The sequence below is a fragment of the Embleya sp. NPDC055664 genome (genome assembly GCF_053618075.1).
In genome coordinates this window covers 1-20,484 of record NZ_JBSHGZ010000056.1, presented here as the reverse complement: position 1 = coordinate 20,484, position 20,484 = coordinate 1, and the positions used below count along the sequence as shown (strand labels likewise).

22 protein-coding genes are annotated in these 20,484 nt (G+C 68.7%); 12 read left to right on the top strand and 10 right to left on the bottom strand.

Features of this window, described 5'->3' with window-relative positions; all coding sequences use genetic code 11:
* Positions 1-170: 170 nt before the first annotated feature.
* The 5 genes from ACWGR4_RS45460 to ACWGR4_RS45440 all read right to left on the bottom strand — a co-directional run bounded on the left by ACWGR4_RS45460 (position 171) and on the right by ACWGR4_RS45440 (position 4,900).
* Positions 171-1,106, bottom strand: a complete 936-nt coding sequence (locus ACWGR4_RS45460) for a PDR/VanB family oxidoreductase (protein WP_452133177.1) — start codon at positions 1,104-1,106, stop codon at positions 171-173.
* Between the two features lie 149 nt (positions 1,107-1,255).
* Complete coding sequence (locus tag ACWGR4_RS45455; protein WP_452133178.1) at positions 1,256-2,122, bottom strand: alpha/beta fold hydrolase; 867 nt, start codon at positions 2,120-2,122, stop codon at positions 1,256-1,258.
* 56 nt (positions 2,123-2,178) lie between these two features.
* A complete protein-coding gene (locus ACWGR4_RS45450; RefSeq protein ID WP_452133179.1) occupies positions 2,179-3,054 on the bottom strand; it encodes a VOC family protein in 876 nt (291 codons plus the stop codon).
* 21 nt (positions 3,055-3,075) lie between these two features.
* Positions 3,076-3,612, bottom strand: a complete 537-nt coding sequence (locus ACWGR4_RS45445; protein WP_380010532.1) for an aromatic-ring-hydroxylating dioxygenase subunit beta — start codon at positions 3,610-3,612, stop codon at positions 3,076-3,078.
* Positions 3,605-4,900 (bottom strand): aromatic ring-hydroxylating oxygenase subunit alpha, encoded by a 1,296-nt coding sequence (locus tag ACWGR4_RS45440; RefSeq protein WP_380010535.1) that lies wholly within the window; start codon positions 4,898-4,900, stop codon positions 3,605-3,607. Before ACWGR4_RS45440 ends, ACWGR4_RS45445 begins: the two co-directional genes overlap by 8 nt.
* Before the next feature lie 368 nt (positions 4,901-5,268).
* On the opposite strand from ACWGR4_RS45440, the gene ACWGR4_RS45435 reads away from it, so the two are divergent.
* A complete protein-coding gene (locus ACWGR4_RS45435) occupies positions 5,269-6,132 on the top strand; it encodes a helix-turn-helix domain-containing protein (protein WP_452133180.1) in 864 nt (287 codons plus the stop codon).
* Between the two features lie 117 nt (positions 6,133-6,249).
* Entirely contained in the window at positions 6,250-6,873 is a 624-nt protein-coding gene (locus tag ACWGR4_RS45430) for a hypothetical protein (protein ID WP_452133181.1), read from the top strand.
* Between the two features lie 171 nt (positions 6,874-7,044).
* On the opposite strand, the gene ACWGR4_RS45425 is transcribed toward ACWGR4_RS45430, so the two are convergent.
* Positions 7,045-8,370: a M14 family metallopeptidase gene (locus tag ACWGR4_RS45425; protein WP_452133182.1), complete on the bottom strand. Its 1,326-nt coding sequence runs from the start codon at positions 8,368-8,370 to the stop codon at positions 7,045-7,047.
* A gap of 1,047 nt (positions 8,371-9,417) precedes the next feature.
* Here ACWGR4_RS45425 and ACWGR4_RS45420 point away from each other — a divergent pair.
* Both ACWGR4_RS45420 and ACWGR4_RS45415 read left to right on the top strand, forming a co-directional pair.
* Entirely contained in the window at positions 9,418-9,984 is a 567-nt protein-coding gene (locus ACWGR4_RS45420; RefSeq protein WP_452133183.1) for a dihydrofolate reductase family protein, read from the top strand.
* A gap of 269 nt (positions 9,985-10,253) precedes the next feature.
* The gene (locus ACWGR4_RS45415) at positions 10,254-10,442 is read left to right on the top strand and encodes a hypothetical protein (protein WP_452133184.1); all 189 of its coding nucleotides are present in this window, start codon (positions 10,254-10,256) and stop codon (positions 10,440-10,442) included.
* A gap of 95 nt (positions 10,443-10,537) precedes the next feature.
* On the opposite strand, the gene ACWGR4_RS45410 is transcribed toward ACWGR4_RS45415, so the two are convergent.
* Positions 10,538-11,578 carry a YihY/virulence factor BrkB family protein gene (locus ACWGR4_RS45410; RefSeq protein ID WP_452133185.1) on the bottom strand — a complete coding sequence of 347 codons (1,041 nt, stop codon included), beginning with the start codon at positions 11,576-11,578 and terminating at the stop codon, positions 10,538-10,540.
* Between the two features lie 435 nt (positions 11,579-12,013).
* Between ACWGR4_RS45410 and ACWGR4_RS45405 the strand changes: the two genes are divergently transcribed.
* The 3 genes from ACWGR4_RS45405 to ACWGR4_RS45395 are packed head-to-tail and all read left to right on the top strand — an operon-like array spanning position 12,014 to position 15,185.
* Positions 12,014-13,357: a radical SAM protein gene (locus tag ACWGR4_RS45405; RefSeq protein ID WP_452133186.1), complete on the top strand. Its 1,344-nt coding sequence runs from the start codon at positions 12,014-12,016 to the stop codon at positions 13,355-13,357.
* Entirely contained in the window at positions 13,354-14,379 is a 1,026-nt protein-coding gene (locus tag ACWGR4_RS45400) for an aminotransferase class I/II-fold pyridoxal phosphate-dependent enzyme (RefSeq protein ID WP_452133187.1), read from the top strand. The genes ACWGR4_RS45405 and ACWGR4_RS45400 overlap by 4 nt, the downstream gene beginning before the upstream one ends.
* Positions 14,376-15,185: a class I SAM-dependent methyltransferase gene (locus tag ACWGR4_RS45395; protein ID WP_452133188.1), complete on the top strand. Its 810-nt coding sequence runs from the start codon at positions 14,376-14,378 to the stop codon at positions 15,183-15,185. The genes ACWGR4_RS45400 and ACWGR4_RS45395 overlap by 4 nt, the downstream gene beginning before the upstream one ends.
* 44 nt (positions 15,186-15,229) lie before the next feature.
* Here the strand turns inward: ACWGR4_RS45395 and ACWGR4_RS45390 are convergent, their stop codons facing one another.
* The 3 genes from ACWGR4_RS45390 to ACWGR4_RS45380 all read right to left on the bottom strand — a co-directional run bounded on the left by ACWGR4_RS45390 (position 15,230) and on the right by ACWGR4_RS45380 (position 17,009).
* The gene (locus ACWGR4_RS45390; protein WP_452133189.1) at positions 15,230-16,045 is read right to left on the bottom strand and encodes a hypothetical protein; all 816 of its coding nucleotides are present in this window, start codon (positions 16,043-16,045) and stop codon (positions 15,230-15,232) included.
* Between the two features lie 135 nt (positions 16,046-16,180).
* Entirely contained in the window at positions 16,181-16,579 is a 399-nt protein-coding gene (locus tag ACWGR4_RS45385) for a hypothetical protein (RefSeq protein ID WP_380010565.1), read from the bottom strand.
* 286 nt (positions 16,580-16,865) lie between these two features.
* The gene (locus ACWGR4_RS45380) at positions 16,866-17,009 is read right to left on the bottom strand and encodes a hypothetical protein (protein WP_380010568.1); all 144 of its coding nucleotides are present in this window, start codon (positions 17,007-17,009) and stop codon (positions 16,866-16,868) included.
* A gap of 167 nt (positions 17,010-17,176) precedes the next feature.
* On the opposite strand from ACWGR4_RS45380, the gene ACWGR4_RS45375 reads away from it, so the two are divergent.
* From ACWGR4_RS45375 to ACWGR4_RS45355, 5 genes are all read left to right on the top strand, one after another.
* Positions 17,177-18,166 carry an ArsR/SmtB family transcription factor gene (locus ACWGR4_RS45375; protein WP_380010571.1) on the top strand — a complete coding sequence of 330 codons (990 nt, stop codon included), beginning with the start codon at positions 17,177-17,179 and terminating at the stop codon, positions 18,164-18,166.
* Between the two features lie 158 nt (positions 18,167-18,324).
* Positions 18,325-18,519, top strand: a complete 195-nt coding sequence (locus ACWGR4_RS45370) for a hypothetical protein (RefSeq protein WP_452133190.1) — start codon at positions 18,325-18,327, stop codon at positions 18,517-18,519.
* Positions 18,516-18,818 (top strand): hypothetical protein, encoded by a 303-nt coding sequence (locus ACWGR4_RS45365; protein ID WP_452133191.1) that lies wholly within the window; start codon positions 18,516-18,518, stop codon positions 18,816-18,818. The genes ACWGR4_RS45370 and ACWGR4_RS45365 overlap by 4 nt, the downstream gene beginning before the upstream one ends.
* 111 nt (positions 18,819-18,929) lie before the next feature.
* Positions 18,930-19,730, top strand: a complete 801-nt coding sequence (locus ACWGR4_RS45360) for a hypothetical protein (protein WP_452133192.1) — start codon at positions 18,930-18,932, stop codon at positions 19,728-19,730.
* Between the two features lie 269 nt (positions 19,731-19,999).
* Positions 20,000-20,194, top strand: coding sequence for a hypothetical protein (locus tag ACWGR4_RS45355; RefSeq protein WP_380010577.1), 195 nt, complete (start codon positions 20,000-20,002; stop codon positions 20,192-20,194).
* The last annotated feature ends 290 nt before the right edge of the window (positions 20,195-20,484 follow it).

The following is a 20,484-nucleotide window of genomic DNA, read 5'->3' as shown; positions in this document are numbered from 1 at the left end:
TCGCCTTTCTCCCCCCCGTCTCCCCCGTGGCGGGGGGGGCGGCGCGGGCGGCGCCCCCCCGGGGGGGGGGGGGGCCCCCCCCCCCCCCCCGCCCCCCCCCCCCCGCCGCGATCCGTCTCCGTCCGCCAGGGACATGGGCCTGATCAACATCGCCGGTGCCGCACGCGAACTCAGATGTCGAGGACGATGCGCTCGGTGCAGGCGCGCGAGACGCAAATCATGATGTACTCGCCGCCTTCCTTCTCCTCTTCCGTGAGAACGTGATCGCGGTGATCGGGCTTGCCGTCCACCACGAGCGTCTCGCAGGCCCCGCATATCCCTTCGGAGCAGGAGCTCTGCGTGCTCACGCCGGCGTCTTCGAGTGTCTTGAGGATGGTCCCGTCGGCGGGCACGGTCACCGTGATACCGCTGCGCTTGGCCACGACCTCGAACGGTACGTCGCCGGCCGCGGGCACGGCGGCGGGCGGGGCCGAGAAGCGCTCCAGGTGCAGCGCGCCCCGCGGCCAGGAGGAGGCCCGCTCCTCGACGGCGTCGAGGAGCCGGCTCGGGCCACAGGTGTAGACCGCGGTGTCCTGGCAGGGGTCACCGAGTGCCGTGTCGAGATCGATCGGGCCGGCCTCGTCCGCGGGATGCACATGCACCCGCAAGGAGTCGAGCTCGTCGAGGAACGCCATCGAGGCCCGACTGCGGCCGCCGTAGGTGAGCTTCCAGTCCAGTCCCCGGGACTCCGCGGCCCGAATCATCGGTATCAGCGGGGTGATACCGATGCCGCCGGCCACGAAGCGGATGCGGGTGCCGGAAGGCGGGTCGAACGGGAAGTGGTTGCGAGGACCCGCCACCTCGATCAGTGCGCCGACGCGCAACCGGTCGTGGATGAACCGGGAACCGCCCCGGCCGTCGACCTCCCGCAGGACGCCGATGCGATAGGACTTCCGATCCTCCGGGTCACCGCACAGCGAGTACTGCCGGACCGAGCCGTCGCCGACCGTCAGGTCGATGTGGGCCCCGGGTTCCCATCCGGGCAGGTCCTGCCCGATCGGATCCACCAGGATGAGGGAGACGACCCCCGCAGCCTCCCATCGGATCTGTCTCACCAACAACTGCATGATTTTTTCCTTCGCTTCCCTGCTCGGAAGGCCACACCGATGGGATCGAGCCGCCGTCGACACGAACGCGGTGCGTGATACAGCCCCGCGCGCGAACCCGCCGGAAAGGCAACCGCCGAGGGGAGCCGGTCGGTGGTCGGATGCGATGGTCAGGCGCGGAGGAACTCGGTGACGACCGCGTCGTGCTCCTCGGGCTTCTCCCACTGCGGCCAGTGGCCGGCGTCCGCGATGCAGGAGTACTGCGCATCGGGGATGAGCGAGGCGAGCTTGCGGCCGAACTCCGGTCCGGTGCCCGGGTTGTGGTCGCTCCAGAGCACCAGGGTCGGCTGTCGGATCCGGCCGAGCATCTGCGGGGTGACGCGGTGTGGAGAGTCGGACCGGAAGCTGTTTCGCATGACGTCGGTAAGGCTCTGGCGCGTCTCGGGGCGCTGGTAGAAGAACTGCCGCAGCGTGACGAGTTCCTCGGTGACGCGGTCCGGCTCGGCCATCAGCCACTCGAGCCGTTTGCGGACCGTCTCGCGGGTCGGGTCGCCGATCGCGGCGAGCGAGCGCTCCCTGAGGGCGTCGCCGGCCGCGAGTCGCTCCGGCGTGACGGGCCCGTCCTCGACCTCGGCGCCGGCGGTCGTGTTGAGGATGATCCTTCCGACGCGGTCGGGGTGGTGCAGTGCCATCCACATGCTCACCCAGCCGCCCAGGGACTCGCCTTCGAGGTGGGCGGTGTCGGCGCCGATCGAGTCCATCAGGTCGACGACCTGGTCGGCGTAGGTCGGCACCATCTCGGTGGTGAAGGGTCGGCCCGAGGAGAAGCCGTGCCACAGCAGGTCGATGGCGATGACGTGGAAATGCTTGCTCAGCCGCATGATGTTGCGGCTGTACGCCTCGGCGTGGCCGCCGTTCCCGTGCATGAGGATGAGCGGCTCCCCCTCGCCGGCTTCGATGACACGGGTCTTGAACTCCCTGCCCCGGTACCCGATCGAGGCACCGACCAGGTCGTTCCACATGCTGTTCACGGACATCGGTCCGCCTCCCTTGTTACTGCGAGAATTCGACGATCGACCCGCCGCCGAGTCGGTCAGTGACTCTGGTGTCCCCACACCTTGTCGCCCGTGTGGTTGGTGGAGACGTGCGTCGCGGGATCGATCAGCAGACCGCCGGCGCCGTATTCGAGCCTGAAGCCGGACGGCGTCTGGAGGTAGCAAGAAATCATCCGGTCGTTGACGTGCCGACCGAGTCCGACCAAGGGCTTGGCACCCGAGGCGTAGACGCGATCCATCGCGCGGCCGACCATGTCGACGTGCGTCGGCTCCAGCATCAGATGACTGACCGAGGGCGCCGCGGGGTCACCCTGGATCAGGGCGAGACTGTGATGGCGCTCGTTGACGTGCAGGAAGTTGATCAGCCGCGGCGGCATGATCACGTAGTCACTGAGCCCGAATCCGAGGATGTTGCGGTAGAACTCGTTGCAGGCATCGAACTCGACGGTGCGGAGCACGATGTGGCCCACTCCGAGCGCGCCGGCGACGAACTCCACTCCCGCAGGTGAGTGGAACGGATCCGGATCGGCGCTCGGGCCCCAGTAGAACTCCAGTCGGTTGCCGTCCGGATCGTGGCTGCTGTAAAGCTCCGTGACCCCACGATGCCGAGCCGACTGCGGCGTCTCCTCGATCACGTCGAAGCCGTGCCTCGCGAGATGGTCGACCAGCGCCGCGAGGGCGTCGGGTGACGCGGTCTCCCAGCCGAGGTACGCGAGCCCCTCTCCGGCGCCGGCCTCGACGGCGATCCGCCACGAGCGCTCGTCCATGCGCAGGCGCAGTTCCGTCTCCGCCGAGTCGGCCGCGGATACGTCCTGGAGTCCGAGAACGCCGGTGCCGAATGTTCGCCAGTCCTCGACTCGGGCGCTGGTGAATCCGACGTAACCGAGCGCGCGAATATGGCGGTCCTGTTTCATGACGGGTCCCCTATCCAACGATCAGACGATGTCGGTCATGTCATAGGGCTGCACGTCGGCGTCGAGCACCACCGCATGGCGGAGAATCTCGAAGCCCTCGCCCTTCGCGGCCAGGAGGTCGTCGTACGTGCCGGCGGCGTGGACCCGGGAGTGTCCGTCGAGGCCGGTGCGAACCAACACCACACTCGCCTTCACGTGGAGAGTGCCGTCGCTCTCGACGAAGACGCGCGGGTTGCCGATCAGATGCACTCGGGGCTTGCGCTGCATGCGCCAGTATCCGGAGAGGTAGGCCGCACGGACCTGGAGCGCGACGATCCCTCGCTCCTTCGTCAGGTACAGGCCCGTGTCGGCGTTGTCCCGATCCGTCACGGAGTACTCGGCGTTCTGGTGGAAGAGCCCCAGCCAGTCGCGGTAGCGGTCCTCGTCCAGGCACGCCGCCCAGTCGGCGTAGAAGGCACGCACCCGCTCCATCAGGGCCGGGTCGTAGGTGCGGGTGCCACTGGTCGGCGCCGTCCGCGCCTGCACGACCTCATGCTCGAATACCTGCTGCTCACTCATGAACGAACCCCTTCTCCAACACGATGGGCTCTTCGTTGATGTAGGAATTCCAGAGCTTGTGGAAGCACCGCAGCGAGTACTCGTCGAACTTGTCGCCGACCTTGCCCGGCTTGAGACCGCGGCCCATGTGGGAGGTCGCCAGGCTGGTGCCCCGCAGTCCGCTCTGCGCGCGTACCGCCGCCTCGAGGTCGTCGGCGGTGATCTTGCCCCAGGAGCCCTGGGAATCGGCGCCGGTCTCCAGGCGGCGCTTGCGCTCCGCCGCCGACTCACCGACCTTGCCCAGGATGATGAGCTCCACGATCGTGCTGTCCAGACCGAGGGGAGTCGCGACCTCAAGGAAGATGCTGCTGCCGTCCGCGTCGTACTGGAGGTCGAAGTTCGGGAAGACCGCGAAGATCGTGTTGCCGTGCCGGACGTCCCGCTCCCACGCCGCGAGTCGGGCTTCCTGTTCCTGGGCGGTATGGCCGCGACTGGCGGAGTCCTCGACCGTGAGCGTGAGGTTCTCACCCAGCTCGGCGGAGAGGCCGGCGGCGTACTTCTCGATGTTGAAGCCGCCGTACGCCGGGAACGTCAGCATCGAGTGGCCGCTGGCCAGCTCGTAATTCCTGCCGGGCTGCATGCCGCCGCGGCCGTCGGCGATCATGCGGTGCAGGAACTGCGGGTGATAGTTGTCCCGGAAGTTGTCGGTCCAAAGCTTCCAATTTCCCGGGTAGTCCCATCGGGCGCGGCCGATGACCTCGGTATCGGCCATGAATTCCCGGAGGTAACGCGCCGCCTCGCCCAGGTAGTCCTCGAAGTTCTCGACGGCCGGGTCGATGGCGGCGAATACGAGTCCGGCGAACTCCGCGACCTTGACGGGTGTCAGGCCGTACTCGGATTTGTCCAGGCCCTCGCCATAGGCCCGCGGGAACGGCACCCCGATGAGGTCGCCTTTGTCGCTGAATGCCCAGGCGTGATACATGCACTTCACCGAACCCGGGCACGTGCCCTTGGCGCCGAGGAGTACCTCGACGCCGCGGTGGGTGCACGCGTTGTGGAAACCGCGAATGACCCCATCGGTGCCGCGCCACACCGCGACCGGTTCTCCGGCGATCCTGGCCGTCCGGTAGCTGCCCGCCTCGGGAAGCTCCGAGGTATGGCAGATGAGCTGCCAGGTACGCCGGAAGATCTTCACCCGCTCCTCTTCGTAGAGGCCGGGATCGGTGTAGTTCCTCCGGGGCACCAGCATGGGCGAGGTACGCGTGTGCTCGTCGAGGGATGGCGTCGGACGTTCCGCCTGCGCGGTCATGGGTTTGTCTCCCTTCGAGACGCTCGCATCGGGTCGTCGTTCACGAGGTCCGCCCGGAGCGGATCGACGTGTCCGAACCGCCGCGCACGAAGTGCGCCGAACAATTCACGCTGTGCCCGAGAATTTCTGCGGTTGATGTCATGTGTGCTCACTTCGAGATCTCGCTCGGCGAAGACGGTGCTGTTTTCTTGCGCCGAGGATCCGGGATGGATTCGATCGCCGCACCGGAATCACCGGAATCACCGGTAACCGGATGGCTTCAGTGTGGAGGGAATTGGCCGCCGCGCGGCAGAGCCGGTCGTTACGCGGTCCGAGTGACGCGTACTGGCAGTACGCGTCAGGGCATCCCGGGCGTACAGTTTCGGACCATGGCACCTGAAGACAGTGACCTGGGAGGTTTCCTCCGCTCCCGCCGTGCGCGCGTGAATCCGACAAGCTTCGGCGGTGCGCCCGGCATCGGGCGGCGAGTACCCGGCCTCCGACGGGAAGAGGTGGCCGCGCTCGCCGGCATCAGCGTCGAGTACTACGCCCGCCTCGAACGCGGCCGGAAAGTGCGTGTCTCCGAGGCCGTACTGAGCGCCATCGCGCGCGCCCTCGACCTCAACGATCTCGAGGCCACGCACCTCCGCGACCTCGCGCACTCCCTGGCGAAGAGTCCGACGGCCGCCAGGGCTCAGGATCACCACGGCGATGCCGTACGCCCGGCGCTACAGGTGATCACCGACGCGCTCAGTCCGCTGCCGGCGTGGATCAGCAACTACCGCATGGACTTCCTTGCCGGGAACCGCGAAGCGCGCGCAATCTACGCGCCGCTGTTCACCAACCCCGAAGACAGGGGCAACCGGGCGCGCTTCATCTTCCTCAACCCGGCCGGTCGAGCCTTCGAGTGCCGATGGGAGCGTGTCGCCGACGAAACCGTGGGAGCGCTCCGGTGGTACGCCACACGTCATCCCGACGATCGCGAACTCTCCGAGCTCATCCTCGATCTCAACGTGCGCAGCTCGGAGTTCAGGTCTCGCTGGGACGATCACAACATCAGCCACCATCGCTCGGGCGACGTGCATGTGAACCCTCCGGCCATCGGCGACCTCAAGCTCCCCTACGAGCGCCTCGACGTCACACACGACCCGGGTCTGAGCCTGTTCATCCACGTGGTGGAAGCCGATTCGCCCCTCGCACAAAGGCTCGCCGCCGTGGTGGCCGACGGCTTCGGGGCACCCCCGCGCGTGTAGGTCGTCGACCTGAACCGAGTCGTCGTCGGTCGGCGTCGCCTTGGAGCGATGCGACCGCGGCTCGGCCACACCCGTCCGGCCTTGTGGACGGCCGACGGGACCTGTCAGGTTGGGGGCATGATCCTGTCGTTCGTGCGCGAGGGGCGAGCCGGTTCGGTGGAGGCGATCGTCGAGCGGGTCGACGATCCCGCCGCGATCGGACAGACCGCCGAGGCCAGGGACTTCCCGTGTCTGACCGCCCGCGTCGCCTACCCCGGTCGCGGCTACGACGGCATGTTCGGCTGGGTTCAACTCGTGCGCTCCACCGACGGCGCGGCGGGCGGCGCGGTGTTCGGGATGGACCCGTTCGTGCTCTTCCCCGATTCCCGTTCGCCCTACTGTTACTTCGGACTGGCCCCGACCCTGTTCGACTCCCCCGCCAGGCTCGATCGCGCGCCGATGTCCTGGCTCGCCCACACCTTCCTGGCCTGGACCCCGATCACCGAGACGATCGAACGCCACGTCGTCCCGCTCGTCGGCTTCGCCTGGGGATTCGACATCGACACCACGGGGGACATCGCGATCCACGGCCCCTCGCCCCTGCCCGACGCCGCCTGGACCGGCCACCTCGCATTCCTCCGCGCGCAACATCCCGCGTGGACCTTCGCCCCACAACCCACCACACAAACTCGGAACGTCCAACGACCCGGCGCTCGTACAGACGCCTTCCCGGGGCCGCGCATAGTGCCGCGAATTCCGTGACCGACGGCGCAGGCGTTCGACGACCACCGGACGAATCCGTCGGCATCCGGGCGCCCGGTTGTGCGGTGTCGGCAAAAGTCGCCCGGAGTCCGGGTCCGTTGGGGCGTTCGGCGGCGCTCCGGACTTCGGGCGACGTAGCGCGTTATCGAGTCGACGACGTACCCGAGCGCGCTAGCTGCACGGCTTGCCGATGGCGCGCGGCGGGCAGTCGGCGTAGTCGAGCAGGTGCAGCACCGCGCTCTTGTTCCGCGTGGTCTCGCGCGGGATCACCTCGTCGGGCGGATAGAAACCGCCCCCGCCGGAACGGGGGTACATCTCGAACGTGTAGGCGTATATTCGCTGGTCACCCCAGAGCCAGTCGTCGATCGTGCCGTCCGTGATGTAGAGGTCGGACGACTGCTCGGGTGTGTAGCCGTTGGTCGCGGCCATCGCCTGACCGATCGTGGCGAACGTGTTGTACTCGTCGAGCGACATGCCCGGTACGACGTTCGTGTAGGTCCAGCCGAACGGCCACAGCACCAGTTCGCTGTAGGTGTGGAAGTCGATCGCGGCCGTGATCTGCTGCTTGCCGCCGATCCTGCGTCCGCGCACCCAGTCGGCCATCGCCTTGACCTCGGGCGACGACTCGGCTCGCGGACCTCGATAGGTCTCACTCGACGGGACGGGCGAGGAACCGTTGCAGCAGCCGAACTTGTAGTTCCAGTTCCGGTTCAGGTCCGTGCCGACGTTGCTCGAACCGGCGTTGGGCTGACGGTTCTTGCGCCAACTGCGGTACGCGCCGGTGGCGATGTCGAACTCGCCGCCGTCGGGGTTGACGTCGGGCATGATCCAGATCTCGCGACTGTCCACGAGCGACTTGATCCGGGCGTCGTTCGCGTAGCCTTCGCTGAGCATCTTGACCAGGTAGAGCGCCATCTCGACGGTCAGGTGCTCACGGGCGTGCTGGTGGGCGGTGAAGAGCACTTCCGGCTCGTTCTCGTCCACGATGGGGTTGTCGGAGATCTTCAGGACATACAGGTCGCGCCCCTGATAGCTGCGGCCGATCACCTGTTTGGTGATGATGTCCGGATGGCTCGCGACGGCCTTGTCCAGCTCGGTGACCATCTCGGCGTAGTTGTGGTAATTCGAATCGGACGGCGGGAAGTCGAACGCGTGCGCGTCCTGCTCCGGCGCGCGCGTCGACGACGAGTCGACGCGGAATCCGAGTGCCCTGATCCGGCGGACCTCGGACGGCGTCGCGGTGATCACGAGTCGACTGTCGTCGACGCCGTCGATCGAGGCGCCGGTGCCGGCGATGGCGGTGCGCTGCTCTGCCGTGCGCACTCCGACGACCTGGTATTCGGTCCCGGACTCGACCTTGTCCGTGCTCGAACTACCTTGCCCTACGGCCGTGTTCGAGGTGGCGCTCAACAGCACGACCGCGCCGGCGAGCGCGCCGGCCAGTGCCGACAGACGCCTTCTCCTGCCGTTCGATGTCCGTGTTCGTGTTCTCTTCACGCATGCCTCCTGAGGGCGGCGTCGGCATTCCCCGACACCGGAGGGGGTTTCCTCGCGTGCGGACGGCCGCCGCTTCGACGGGGGCCGGGCGGCAGCCGAGAGTGCGTCTCCGAACACCGGTGGGGCGTCACGGCCCGAGGGCACAGCCGAATCGACGTGGGGACGAGGACCCGGTGACATCGGCTGCCGGCGACACGGCCGGAAGCCGAACACGAACGCGCGACCGAAGGTCGGAGGGGACGAACGCGCGCTGTACGGGAAACCGCTTCCCGCGCCCGGCCCCGATCCCTCACGAACGCGTTTCGAAAGTCGAGGACCCGATCGACGCGGGAAGCCGTCGTTGCTGTGGCGGAGTTCCGGACTCGTCGCCCGACGCGGGCGGCGGAAGCCGGACAGGGTGTGCTGCGAGATCGACCGTCAGGCGGTCACGTCGCATTGTGTCCGATACGCGACACCCGGACAGCCATAAATCGAGCCGAACCCGCGACCGAGATCACCGGCGCCCGCGCCGGCGGCCCCGCTTACTCAGCGGTGGCAAAGCGGATGCGGACCGGCCATCCGAATCCATCCCGCGTGCCGTGCCCTGCGGGGATGTCGAGGCCGACGCCGACCGACGTCACGCACCGCCACCGCCACACCGCACGCGCGCCCCCACGGCGCACCCGCCACACGGCGAAACCACGTGTCCGTTTCCCACCGGCCGAACGCGTGTCCGGCACGCACTGTGGACTCCGCATCACCGAATGAGGCCGCCAAGCCGTGCGCCGCGCGCTCGACCGGGAGACAGAGCCGCCGCTTTTAGCGGCCGAGGGAGGACCCGGACCCGCAACGGCACCGTCGGCCCCCGCGCCTTTGCGGGCCGGTGGCAGCAATGGCGATCCGCACCTGGCCGGGCAGAGGCGAGGTCGGGCGGTTTGCCCGAATCGGCCGGGTGCACCACGCTGGTCTCGGGCACGAGGGCTACCTGCGAGTCCGGATCGCGTACCGATGAGTTTTCCGCGCCGCGCCGGTCCATGCCCCGGACACCCACGAACGGAAGGCTGCGCCGTGCGAAAACTGATCTACGGCATGAACCTGACCCTGGACGGCTACATCGCCGCGGCCGGAAACGACATCGGCTGGAGCGGACCGCCGAGCGACGAGTTGTTCCAGTGGTGGCTCGACCACGAGCAGGCGAGTGACCTGTCGCTGTACGGGCGCAAGCTGTGGGAGACGATGAGCTCCTACTGGCCGACCGGCGACCAGCAGCCGGGCGCCACCCCGGCGGAGATCGAGTTCGCGCGGAACTGGCGGGACACGCCGAAGGTGGTGTTCTCCTCGACGATCCAAAAGGTCGACTGGAACACCCGCCTGGTCACCGGCGACGCGATCGCCGAGATCACCCGGCTCAAGGCCGAGGACGGCGGCCCGATGACCATCGGCGGCGCAACGCTCGCCGGGGCGGCCATGCGGGCCGGGCTGATCGACGAGTACGTGATCGCCGCCCATCCGATCCTGGTGGGCGGCGGCACGCCGTTCTTCACCGCGCTGGACAGCTGGGTGAACCTGAAGCTGGTGGAGACGCGGACGCTACCCGACGGCGTGATTTTGACCAGGTACGAGACGAGGCGCTGAGCAGCACCACCCACGCGCTTGTCGTGTCACGATGCAGACGGCGAGCGAAACGGGCGCGAGCCGGACGGTTGCCATGTCGCTTGAGAACACGAGTTCCGCCGTTCTCCAACGACATGGCTTGTGCGGACAAGGGCCGTTGAGATGTCCGAGCGCGAGAAATCGGATGAGGGTGTGCCCACCACCGGTATACGGTTTGGCCGTCCGGGACCGGTATCCACCGGATGCCCGGGAGCGATTCTCCAGTGAACGCGGGTCGGACGGAGGTCGGGTTGAGTCGGCGCAGGTACGTGGCGCGAGGGGTGCCCGGCGGCTATCGGATCCGGGACAACAGGGCGCGCCGGTGGTGGGGCGACCTGTACGAGCTGTGTCCCGACGAGCTCGTGGTCGCGTTGAACGCTCACGCGACCCCGGAAACGATCACAACGCTGATGAAGCGCTACCGAGCACAGAAGCGGTAGCCCCACGGAACCCGAGTCGTAGCCACTTCGCGGCGTCGGGTGCCGCCGCCGACAGGATCGGTGCCTGCCCAGACGCCGCCCGATACCCGCCGGCCTCAGGACGTCCCCTCCAGGCGGCGGCGGTCCTCGGCGGTCCACTTGCGGGTGTCCCTCGGACGGACGTACGGTTCCCGGTCCTCGGGAAGCCCGCCGGCGATCGCGCGTCGCCGGGCGAGTTCGGCGTCGAACTCGAGGCCGAGCAGGACCGCGAGATTGGTGATCCACAACCACACCAGGAAGATGATCACGCCCGCGAGCGTTCCGTACGTCTTGTTGTAGGAGGCGAAGTTCGCGACGTAGAAGGCGAAGCCGGCGGAGGCGAGCATCCAGATCGCCAGGGCCACGAGGCTGCCGGGGGTTACCCACATGAAGCCACGACCGGCGGCATTGGGCGCGGCCCAGTACAGGATCGCGATCATCATCGTCACGACCACCACCAGGATCGGCCACTTCACGATCGACCACACCGCCGGCGCGCCGTCGCCGACGCCCAGCGCGGTACCCACGTGCCGGGCCAGAGCACCGGTGAAGACCACGATCAGCGCACTCGCACACGCCAACAACATCAGTGCGACGGTCAGGCCGAGCCGCAGCGGAAGGATCTTCCACACCGGCCGGCCCTCGGGCATGTCGTAGACGGCGTTGGAGGCCCGGATGAACGCGGCGACATAGCCGGACGCGGACCACACGGCGACCACCAGACCCACCACCGCCAGCAGCGAACCCAGGCCGCCGTCGTTGCGCAACTGCCGCACCGCGTCGCTGATCACGTCACGTACCGAACTCGGCGCCCAGGTGTGCAGATTGTCCAGCACCTGCTCGGTGGCGGACTCACCGGCGACACCCAGGAGGGAGACCATCACCAGCAGGCCGGGGAACAGCGCCATGACGCTGTAGTAGGTCAAGGCCGCGGCCCGGTCCGAGAGTTCGTCGTCCCTGAATTCCTTGACCGTACCGCGCAGCACCGCCCACCAGGCGCGTTTGGACAACTCGGTGGGCTCGGCGGGCTCTCGTTCCTCGACCTGCTCGGAGGGACCCACCTCGATCGCACGATCGGCGTCGTCCCCTTGGCGTCCGTGTCGCGATGCGCGTGTCATATCCGACGGATTTCCGCCCGGGCCCACCTCATGCCGGCTTCGACGCCCCATCCTGTCGGAACGAAGCCGATAGGGGCGCCCCCATCGGCCTTCGGCCAGGGCGCGGGCAAGGGCCCCATCCCCGAGTCGTTCCTCGCCCACATCCGCCCGGCGGGCGCCGGCGGCCGGTCGCCGTCGACGGCCCGACGCGCGATCACCCAGGAGACGTCACATGTCACGCAGGATCGTACGGTTCGGTGGCCGTCACCTCGGCCACCGGCGCCGCCACGAGCAGCTCCGCGGTCAAATCCCCGGTCCGTGCGGCCGGGCCGAGTGAGCGTGCCGTGACGGAGCGGGCGACGGCCACGGCACGCCGCCCTCGCCCTCGGGACAGCACGTTCCCGTGGTAGAAAAATCCACCCGGGTCACCCGGCCCCGTTCATGCATGATGACCGGATGAACCATAGCGACGACCAGCGCTTCCACGTCATCGTCTTGTCGAACTTCGCGAAGGGCTTCGACAAGTACGCGTTCGCCTACGGCAAGGCGGGAATTCCGGAGAGTACTCATCCCGACCGATTCCACCTGCTGACCCGTACGGAGTTGGGGATCGGCATCGGCAAGGCGCGACGCCTGCTGGACCGTCTGGCCATTCCGGGCGATCGGCTGCTGGTGCTGGAAACCACGGTGGACCCCGACACGTTGGTACCCAACGTGTCGACCGGTCTCGGCATGGAACTGCACGAGGCCCGCATCCGGTTGTCGGCGGTTCACGAACTCGACCAGGCGGGCGACGAGTTCACCCTGCGTGCGACAACCGTCGAGGATGCGATGGCGGCCTCCCTGCACCTGCACGGTTCGGCACTGCGTCGCTACGCCGACATACGACCGCGCTCGGTTTCGATTCTGCCGGTCGCATCCGCCTGCCAAGCCCGGTGTTCGTTCTGCTTCTCCTCGGCTTCGATCTCCAGCGATCAGCCGCCGGCACGGGTTCCGTGGGACGCGGTCGAGTACTGGCTGGAGCGCGCCCGTACGGCGGGCGCCGAGCGTGCCGTGATCACCGGCGGTGGGGAGCCCACGCTCATACCGTTCGAACAGCAGCTGCGACTGATATCCGCCTGCTCGGCGGCCTTCCCCAAGGTGGTCCTGATCACCAACGCACACACCCTGGCGAAGGGCCCGCACGCCGACCGGGCCGACCGTCTCGCGGCCCTGAGCGCGGCGGGTCTGAGCGTGTTGGCGGTCTCCCGACACCATCAGGACGACACCGTCAACGAGCGGCTGATGATGCTGCGTACGCCGGTGAGCTCCGTGATCGACACCTGGCGCGAGGGACGCGACCGATGGCCGGGCCTGCGGATGAGGCTGATCTGCGTGCTCCAACACGGCGGCGTCGCCGACGAGGCCGACGTCGCCGACTACCTTTCGTGGGCCGCGGCTCTCGGTGTCGACGAAGTCTGCTTCAAGGAACTCTACGTATCCACCAGCACCGAGTCGCTCTACTTCGACCGCGCCGCCAACCTCTGGAGCCGAGAGCACCAGGTTTCGCTGTCCGTCGTCACCCGGTTCGCCGAGCGGCACGGCCTCGAACCGGCGAGCCGCCTGCCCTGGGGTGCGCCGGTCTACCACGGCAGCTGGGACGGACGGCCGATGCGGATCGCCGCGTACACCGAACCCAGCCTGCTCTGGGAACGCAGCAACGGGATCGCCCGCAGTTGGAACGTCATGGCCGACGGACGCTGCTACGCCTCCCTGGAGGACCGGGCCGGCGAGATCGTGGCGGAAGGTGCGACGGCATGAGGTTCGACGTGTTCCAGGAATTCCGGCAGCGGCAACTCCGGTCTGCCTCACCGCTGTTGGATGCCGCCGAGACCAACGTGTACCGGGCGCTCGCTCCGCTGCGACCGGAAGCGCCGACCGACACGCGTACGGTGCACCGGTGCGATCTCGCCCGTGCCTGGCTGCGGCGCTTCGAGCTGCCGGAGGAGTGGTCCCGCCACGCCATGGTCTGTCGAGGGGTCCGGCACGGGCTCGGTGTGGTGTTCCACCGGCTGCGCGCCGTGCACGCGCGGTTGTGGCTGCCCGGCGACGTGTATCCGGTCTACTTCGAACTGGCCCGCGCCGCAGGGCTTACGCCGGCGTCCTACCCGACGCTACCGGCACCGGTCCTGCCGGAGTCGCCGGCGGACGACCGGCCCGAATACCTACTGCTCGCCAACCCCAGCAAGCCGCTCGGCCGATACCTGTCCGATGCCGAGTGCGCCGCGGTGATCTCGTGGTTGCAGGTGTCACCACGCCGCCGACTGCTGATCGACAGCGTCTACGATCTGGGCGCCCCGTTCGCCGCCGTTACACGGCGATTGCTGGACACCGGTCGTGCGGTCCTGCTGCATTCGGTCACCAAGGGATGGTTGTGGCCGCGGACGTTCGGCGTGGTCCTGCTGGGCCCGGGGCACGCCGACTCGGCCGAAGCCGCCGAGGCGTTCAGGGCGGATCCGCCGACGCCGGCTCAGCTGAGGCTCGCCGACCGTTTGCTGATCGAGCACGGCGACGTACCCCGGCTCGTCGTCGACGAACTGGCCGCACGCGCCGAGCGGTTGTTCGCACGGCTGCCGGACGAGGTGCTCGGGGCGATTCCCCCGGCGAGCCGGACCTGTCCCGGCAACTACTTCTTCCCGGTCGAATTGCCGGCGGAGACGCTTCGGCGCGAGTACGGCGTGCTCGCCGTGCCGGTCGGCGTGTTCGGGGAGAGCGGTTGGTCCGGCTCCGTCCTGACCAGCCTTGCGGACACGTTCGGCCCGACGCCGGCGGTGACACGATGAAACCATCGGTGGACCTGGCCGTATACGAGGACGCGGATTTCTATGATCAGGAGTTCGCCGCGCGGACCCACGACATCCCTTTTTTCGTCGGTCAGGCAGTCCGGGCGGGCGGTCCGGTCCTGGAAGTGGCCTGCGGTACCGGGCGCATCACCCTGCCGATCGCGCGGGCGGGTGTCGAGGTCGCGGGGCTCGACATCATGCCGTCGATGCTTGCGCGTGCCCGTCGGCGTGCCGAGGACGAGCGACTGCCGGTCGAGTGGCTGGAACAGGACTGCCGAGACATCCGCTCCGACCGGCGCTTCGCCCTGGTGTTCTCGGCGACCAACGCGATGCAACACCTGCACGACCTGGATTCGGTGGTCGCGTTCCTCACCTCGGCGCGGAACGTGTTGCGACCGGGCGGGACCTTGATCCTGGACGTGTTCAACCCCGACCTGGCCAAGCTGTGCCGACTCCCCGATTCGCCCTACCACCACAAGTCGGTCGTGGACCGGGACGGGGCGAGGCTCGATGTACGAGCGACGACCGGCTACGACGCCGGCGCCCAAGTGTTGCGCTTCACGCTGGACTACCTTCGCGACGGTGTGTGCGTACGCACCAAGAGGGTCGGCATGCGCTGCTTCTTCCCCGAGGAACTCTCGGCGCTCTGCCGGCTGGCCGGCCTCGACGTCGTGCAGCGGTACGGAGACTACGACCAATCCCCGTTCACGAGCACCTCACCGAAGCAACTCCTGCTCTGCCGCGCCCGGACCACCAACGGCGGGATCGGCGATGCGCCGTCGGTACCGGTTGCGCATCCGGGCTGAGCCGGCATCACGTTCCGGGCGCCGGGCGAGGCGGTGTGTCGTCGTCAGCCGTTGCGGTCGAGGTACTCGAGGAAGATGGACACGTAGGTGCGGTCGGTGACCTGTGAGCAGCCGAACGTGGCCGTCGCGGCGTCGACTTCGGCCTGGTGGAATCGCTGCCACCCGGGGCTCCGGGCCGCCTGCGCCGCCAATCGATCCTGCGGCAACGCCGGGCCGCCGCCCCGGACATCCGTCATCACCGACGTATAGTCCTTGCGCAGGGCTTCGATCAGCGAGAGACGGGATTCGGCGGGATGCCCGGCCGCCGCCGCACATGCCCTCCACTCCCCCAGCGCGGATCGATAGCGCGGATCGTGTTGCACGGCGTCGTCGATCCGCGCCCATTCGGCGTTGGCCTGCGCGATGCCGTACTCCCTGTTCGTCGTGCGCTGCGCGTGATCGAAACACCCCGACAGGCGGGCGTCGTAGGTCTTGAGGTCGGCGGTGGACAGGGTCTTCAGGTACGCGTCGTCCGCCGTGGCCGGGGCGAAATGCGGGAAGACCGAGATGCCGAAGCCGCGTTCTCGCGCGTAGTCCGAACTCGAGAAGTCGGACGCGTCCTCGATGTCGACCACGCTGCGCGGGTCCTTGGGCGTGTACCGCAGGTGGTGTGAGGCCATGCAGGCGGAGGTCAGCGCCTCCGTGCGGGCGGCGACCTCCACATCGAACCGGGCGGACTCCGACTGATCGGAGGCGTGCGCCAGGATCAGTACGAAGCGGCGGGTCTCGGCCTTCGCCTGTGCGCTCTGGCCGGGGTCGTCCGACGGTCGCAGGACGAAACCCGCCACGACCATGGCGACCACGCTCGCGGCTGCGGCCACCGGAAGAACTGTGCGTATGCCGGGCATTGTTCCCGTCCTCGCCTTCCGAAGAGGATGTGCCCCGGTGCGGTCCGCGCGGGACATGCACCGGGGCGTCCGCTGATGCGCTCACGTGCTCATGCGCTCACGTGCGTTTCACCAGTTGCCCAGGTCGACGGCCACCTGGTCGTAACCGCGGTTGTAGGTGCCGTTTCCGGAGCAGTCGTAGTGCGAGGAGTTCGTACCGTTGCGGGCGACGATCGAGGACTCGTACCAGTTCCCGGTACCGTTGCCCCGGAGGCAGTGGGCCATGTCCTTGCCGCCGAGCCCGCCGCTGACCCACACGAACGACTGCTGGTAACGCTGGTAGCGGCTGTCCCAGTTGTTGGTGGTGAACTGGTATTGCCCGGTCCTGCCCTCGACGTCGTAGGAATTGTGTTCGTCGATGCTGTTGGCGTAGATCACCTTCGCCTCCGCGGTGCCCGCGGTGACGCCGATGGTGGCGCAGGATACGGCGAGCGCCAGCACGCCGAGAAACTTCCGGTTACGAGACATGGCTGATCGGTGCTCCTTGTGTGATGTCGGACTGCCGATGGGACCTGGTGCGGTGTGCACCACCCCCGCGCCTTGTGGGGCACCGGATTTGCGACGTCGGCCCGAAGGATCGCCGTCTTCCCGAGCGCGCCGGTACCGTGGCATCGAACGCGAGCGGGGACCGTGCGGGGGCGGGGGCGGACGTGGAAGTGGACACGTGCGGGGCGGAGCTGCGTGGCCGGCCGTGCCGTGCGTCGGGGCGACCGCCCGCCGAGGCACGGCGGCCGAACCGCGGTGGCGGGCCCGCCTACAGGCCGTACTCGATGGCGGTGGCGGCGATCGTGTGGGCGGACCCGTGCTCGATCGTCGCCGCTCTCGGAGAGGCGGTGGCGCAGGCCACGGCCACGACGACGGCGAGGATGGCGCGCACGATCCATCGACGAGGATTCATGACTGTCCTTCCGTTGCCGGCGGCACGATCACGTCGACACCGGGTGGGTATCGGCCGTGCCGCCTTCGAGAGAGCCCGTTCGAAAAGATGGTGCGCCGCCGGCCGCGGTGGTGCCCAACGATTCGACAGCTGTCGACACTTGCCCCTCGACGACCCGGAGAGGTGTCATGATTCGTATCGATCTGTCGGCAGACGCCCTGGCGCGCAGCCGCTTCGCCATCTCGCCCGTCACCGTCACCGCCGACCTGCTCATGGCCCTGCACGAGTACCCGGCAGGTGTGCCGCGCGGGATCCGGGAGCGGGCCGTTGCGGCGCTGACCGGGGGCGGGTTCGGGACGCTCGCCACGCTCGGGGCCCCGGGCGCGCACGGCTATTGTCCGGACTTCCTGCGTCCGCTGCCGGCGGCGCACATCGGCGATCTGGACGAGGAGTTGCACGCGATCACCGCCACCGGAACCGATCGGATCCGGCATGAGATCGCCATCATCTCCGGTGGGGGGAAGTTACCGGGCAAGCTCGCCCGCGCGACGGAGCAGGGCGAAGCGGACCTGATGCAGACCGCTGCGGATCAGCTCGCCCGGCTGTTCCGGATCGTCCTTGCACCCGACTGGCCGCGCATCCGCGACCGTCTGGAGGCCGACATCGCCTCCCGGGCACGTGCGGCGGCAGGTGCGGGACTCGTGGCCGCGATCGACAATCTCGACGCGTGTGTGCTCTGGAACGGCGGTGGGATCGACATCGGGTTGCGGTATCCGCATCCGCGTGGGGCCCGTCTCGCCGAGCCGCGCCTGATCTTCCAACCCTCACCGTGGTTCCACCGCACGCGGTTCGCCATCGACCCCCCGGGATCTCCCGATCGACGCAGCCCGATCATTCACTATCCGGCCCTGCCCGATCGCCGCACGGGGCGCGACCAGCGGGGCCGCAAGCCGGCCGCGACGGGACTCGGCGAGGTGATGGGGGAAACGCGTGCGCTGATCCTGGCCGAGACGACCGGCGGTGCCACGACCGCGGAGGTCGCCGTCCGGCTGGGCGTGGCGCGCTCGACCGCGTCGCATCACCTGCAACTGCTGTATCGCGCGGGGTTGGTCGATCGACGGCGCGACGGCAAGCACGTGGTGTACCGGCGGGAGAGGCTGACGGCGATCGACGAGTGACGGCCGAGGAGATGCGGCTCGGGGCCCGCGAGCGGTACCAACCGGCCATCCTGCTCGACCGCGGCCCGCCGTTCCCGGGGTGGGCCGGTGGACGGTCGGCCCATCCACCGAGGCGGTTCATAGGATCCGGTCGTACGGCGGCGTCGAGGTGGTCGAGCATGGCCATCACCACGCTGGGCATCGACGCGGAGGACGTCGACACACGATCGGGTTCGCGGCCGGTGTGCCGACCGTCGTCCCACTGGGTGGTGACGGGCACGTTCGCGTCCGCCGCGGCGAGCCGGGCCTCGGCGTCGCGGTCGCGGATGACGCTGCTCGATGTGCCCATGTCCCGCCATGGGATGGGCCCATGAACGACGACGAGAATGTGCCGGTGCTCGATGTTCCGCACGACACGTGGTGGTTGGCACCGATGCTGACGTCGGTGATCGGTGTGCCGCTCGTGGTCTGGGAGTTCGGCGTGCTCGTGGTCGGGGACGCCGGGGGCTTCCTGGAGTTCGTGGTCCGGGCGGCCGCGGTCCTGTTCGTAATCGCCTGGACCCTGCCCCACACCCGCGCGAATCGGGGGATCCGCATGACCACGGCCGGCGGGGGCCTGGGCTGCGCGCTCGTGCCGGTGTTGCTCGCGCCGGCACTGAGCGCTTCACTCTGAATGGTGGGGGTGCGCATTGCTCGCCGGGTGGTGGGCGGCGCGGCGGAGGAGGCGCGGGCCGGGTCGTGCTCGTCCGTGGGGCGGCGGTGCGGCTGCGGCTACCCTGCGGGAATGCCGTACGAACTCAGCGCCGTCGTCGGGAGTTTCGACCTGCTCAGGAACCGGACCGCCGGGATCGGGGAAGCGGTTGTCGCCCCGCTCCGACGGCGGTTGGGGCTGATGCCCGTCACCGAACGACTCTTCGAGGAGCCGGCCGACCCCGCCGGTCGGGACGGTGCCGGGCGCGGTCGACCACGCGCGGTGATGTCCGCGGTTCTTGAGCAGACCCTGGGCCACTGGTCGCGTGGCGGGCCGATCGCGTGCGTGGAGGCGGACTTCCACGGAGGAGACGGATACCAGATTGCCGCGGTGTGGCGAAACGGCGCGAGGGTGTGGGGTCCGGTCCATACCCGGGACTTCACCGGTCCACGGGAGGACTGGCCGATCAACGCCGCGCTCGCGCTGCTCGATGTCGTTCCGGCCGGCATCGAGGGCGCGGACCACCACGACCTGTTCCTGGAAGTGGGGCTCGGTCGGGAGCAGGACACACACGGCTGGCAGTCGGCCGGACGGGCCGCGCAATGGGCGGCGACCTACGACGAGTGGCATCGGGCGCGGTCGGCGGAGGATGAGAGAACGGCGCGCGCCGCAGCGGAGTTCGAGAAATCCAGGAGACTCCCGAACGTCCCGGTGGCTCTGGACGGCAAGGCGATCATGGCACTGCTCGGCATACCTCCGGGCCCACTGATCGGTGCGGCCACTCGTCATCTACAGGATCTGCATCTCGAACACGGCCCCCTGTCACACGAAGAGGCCGCAACCCGGCTGCGAACCTGGGCCGCGAAACAGGACACGCGGCGGCCCGGCCGGTGATCCGCCTCGCTACAGACCGTTCCCCGACGAGCCGGGGCGCCGGCGGCCGACGATCTCGGCCGCCTCGGACGCCGGTTCCACGTTCCGCCGCCGCGACCCGTCTCGGTTGATGTCGACCGTGGTCACGGCGACAACGTAGGCGCGGCCCGGGCCGCGCCGGCATCTCGTGGCACGCGACATCGCCCCCGATTGGGTTAATGTCATAGTTCGTGCCGTTATGTCTGATGTGATCGTGCTTCGAGATTCGAGCACGAACCTTGGGAGAGAACATGCGTATTCGTACTGTCGCCGCGGCCGTCGTCCTGACCGGGATCACCGCGATCTTCGGGGCCGGCACCGCCCAGGCCGACGCCTTCGGCGGCCAGGAGTCCGCGACCATCGTCGCGTTCGGCGAAGGTCATCACGGTCAGGGCGAATTCTTCCTGGTCGGCGACGCCGACCGCGCCTTCGGCTTCGCGGGCTAACCGAGCAACACCCCCGGGGCCGACCTCGGTCCGCCCGAACGTCGCCCCGGGGCACCTCGGCCGTGCGGCGGTACGGCGCACCCCCGTCGCCGGGGTTGCGCCGTACCGCATCGGCGCGCCGCCGTCGGGCCTGTTTCGGGTGAATCTCGGACACCGGGCCCGGATCGGTGCCAGGGTGGCCGGGTGCCCGGTTGTGGGGTCCACACATTCGCCAAGCGGCGTGCCGTGCGGGCTGTGCCCCGCAGCCGGGCCGTAAGCGGGTCGCGGACGGGCGCCGGTCGGCACGACAC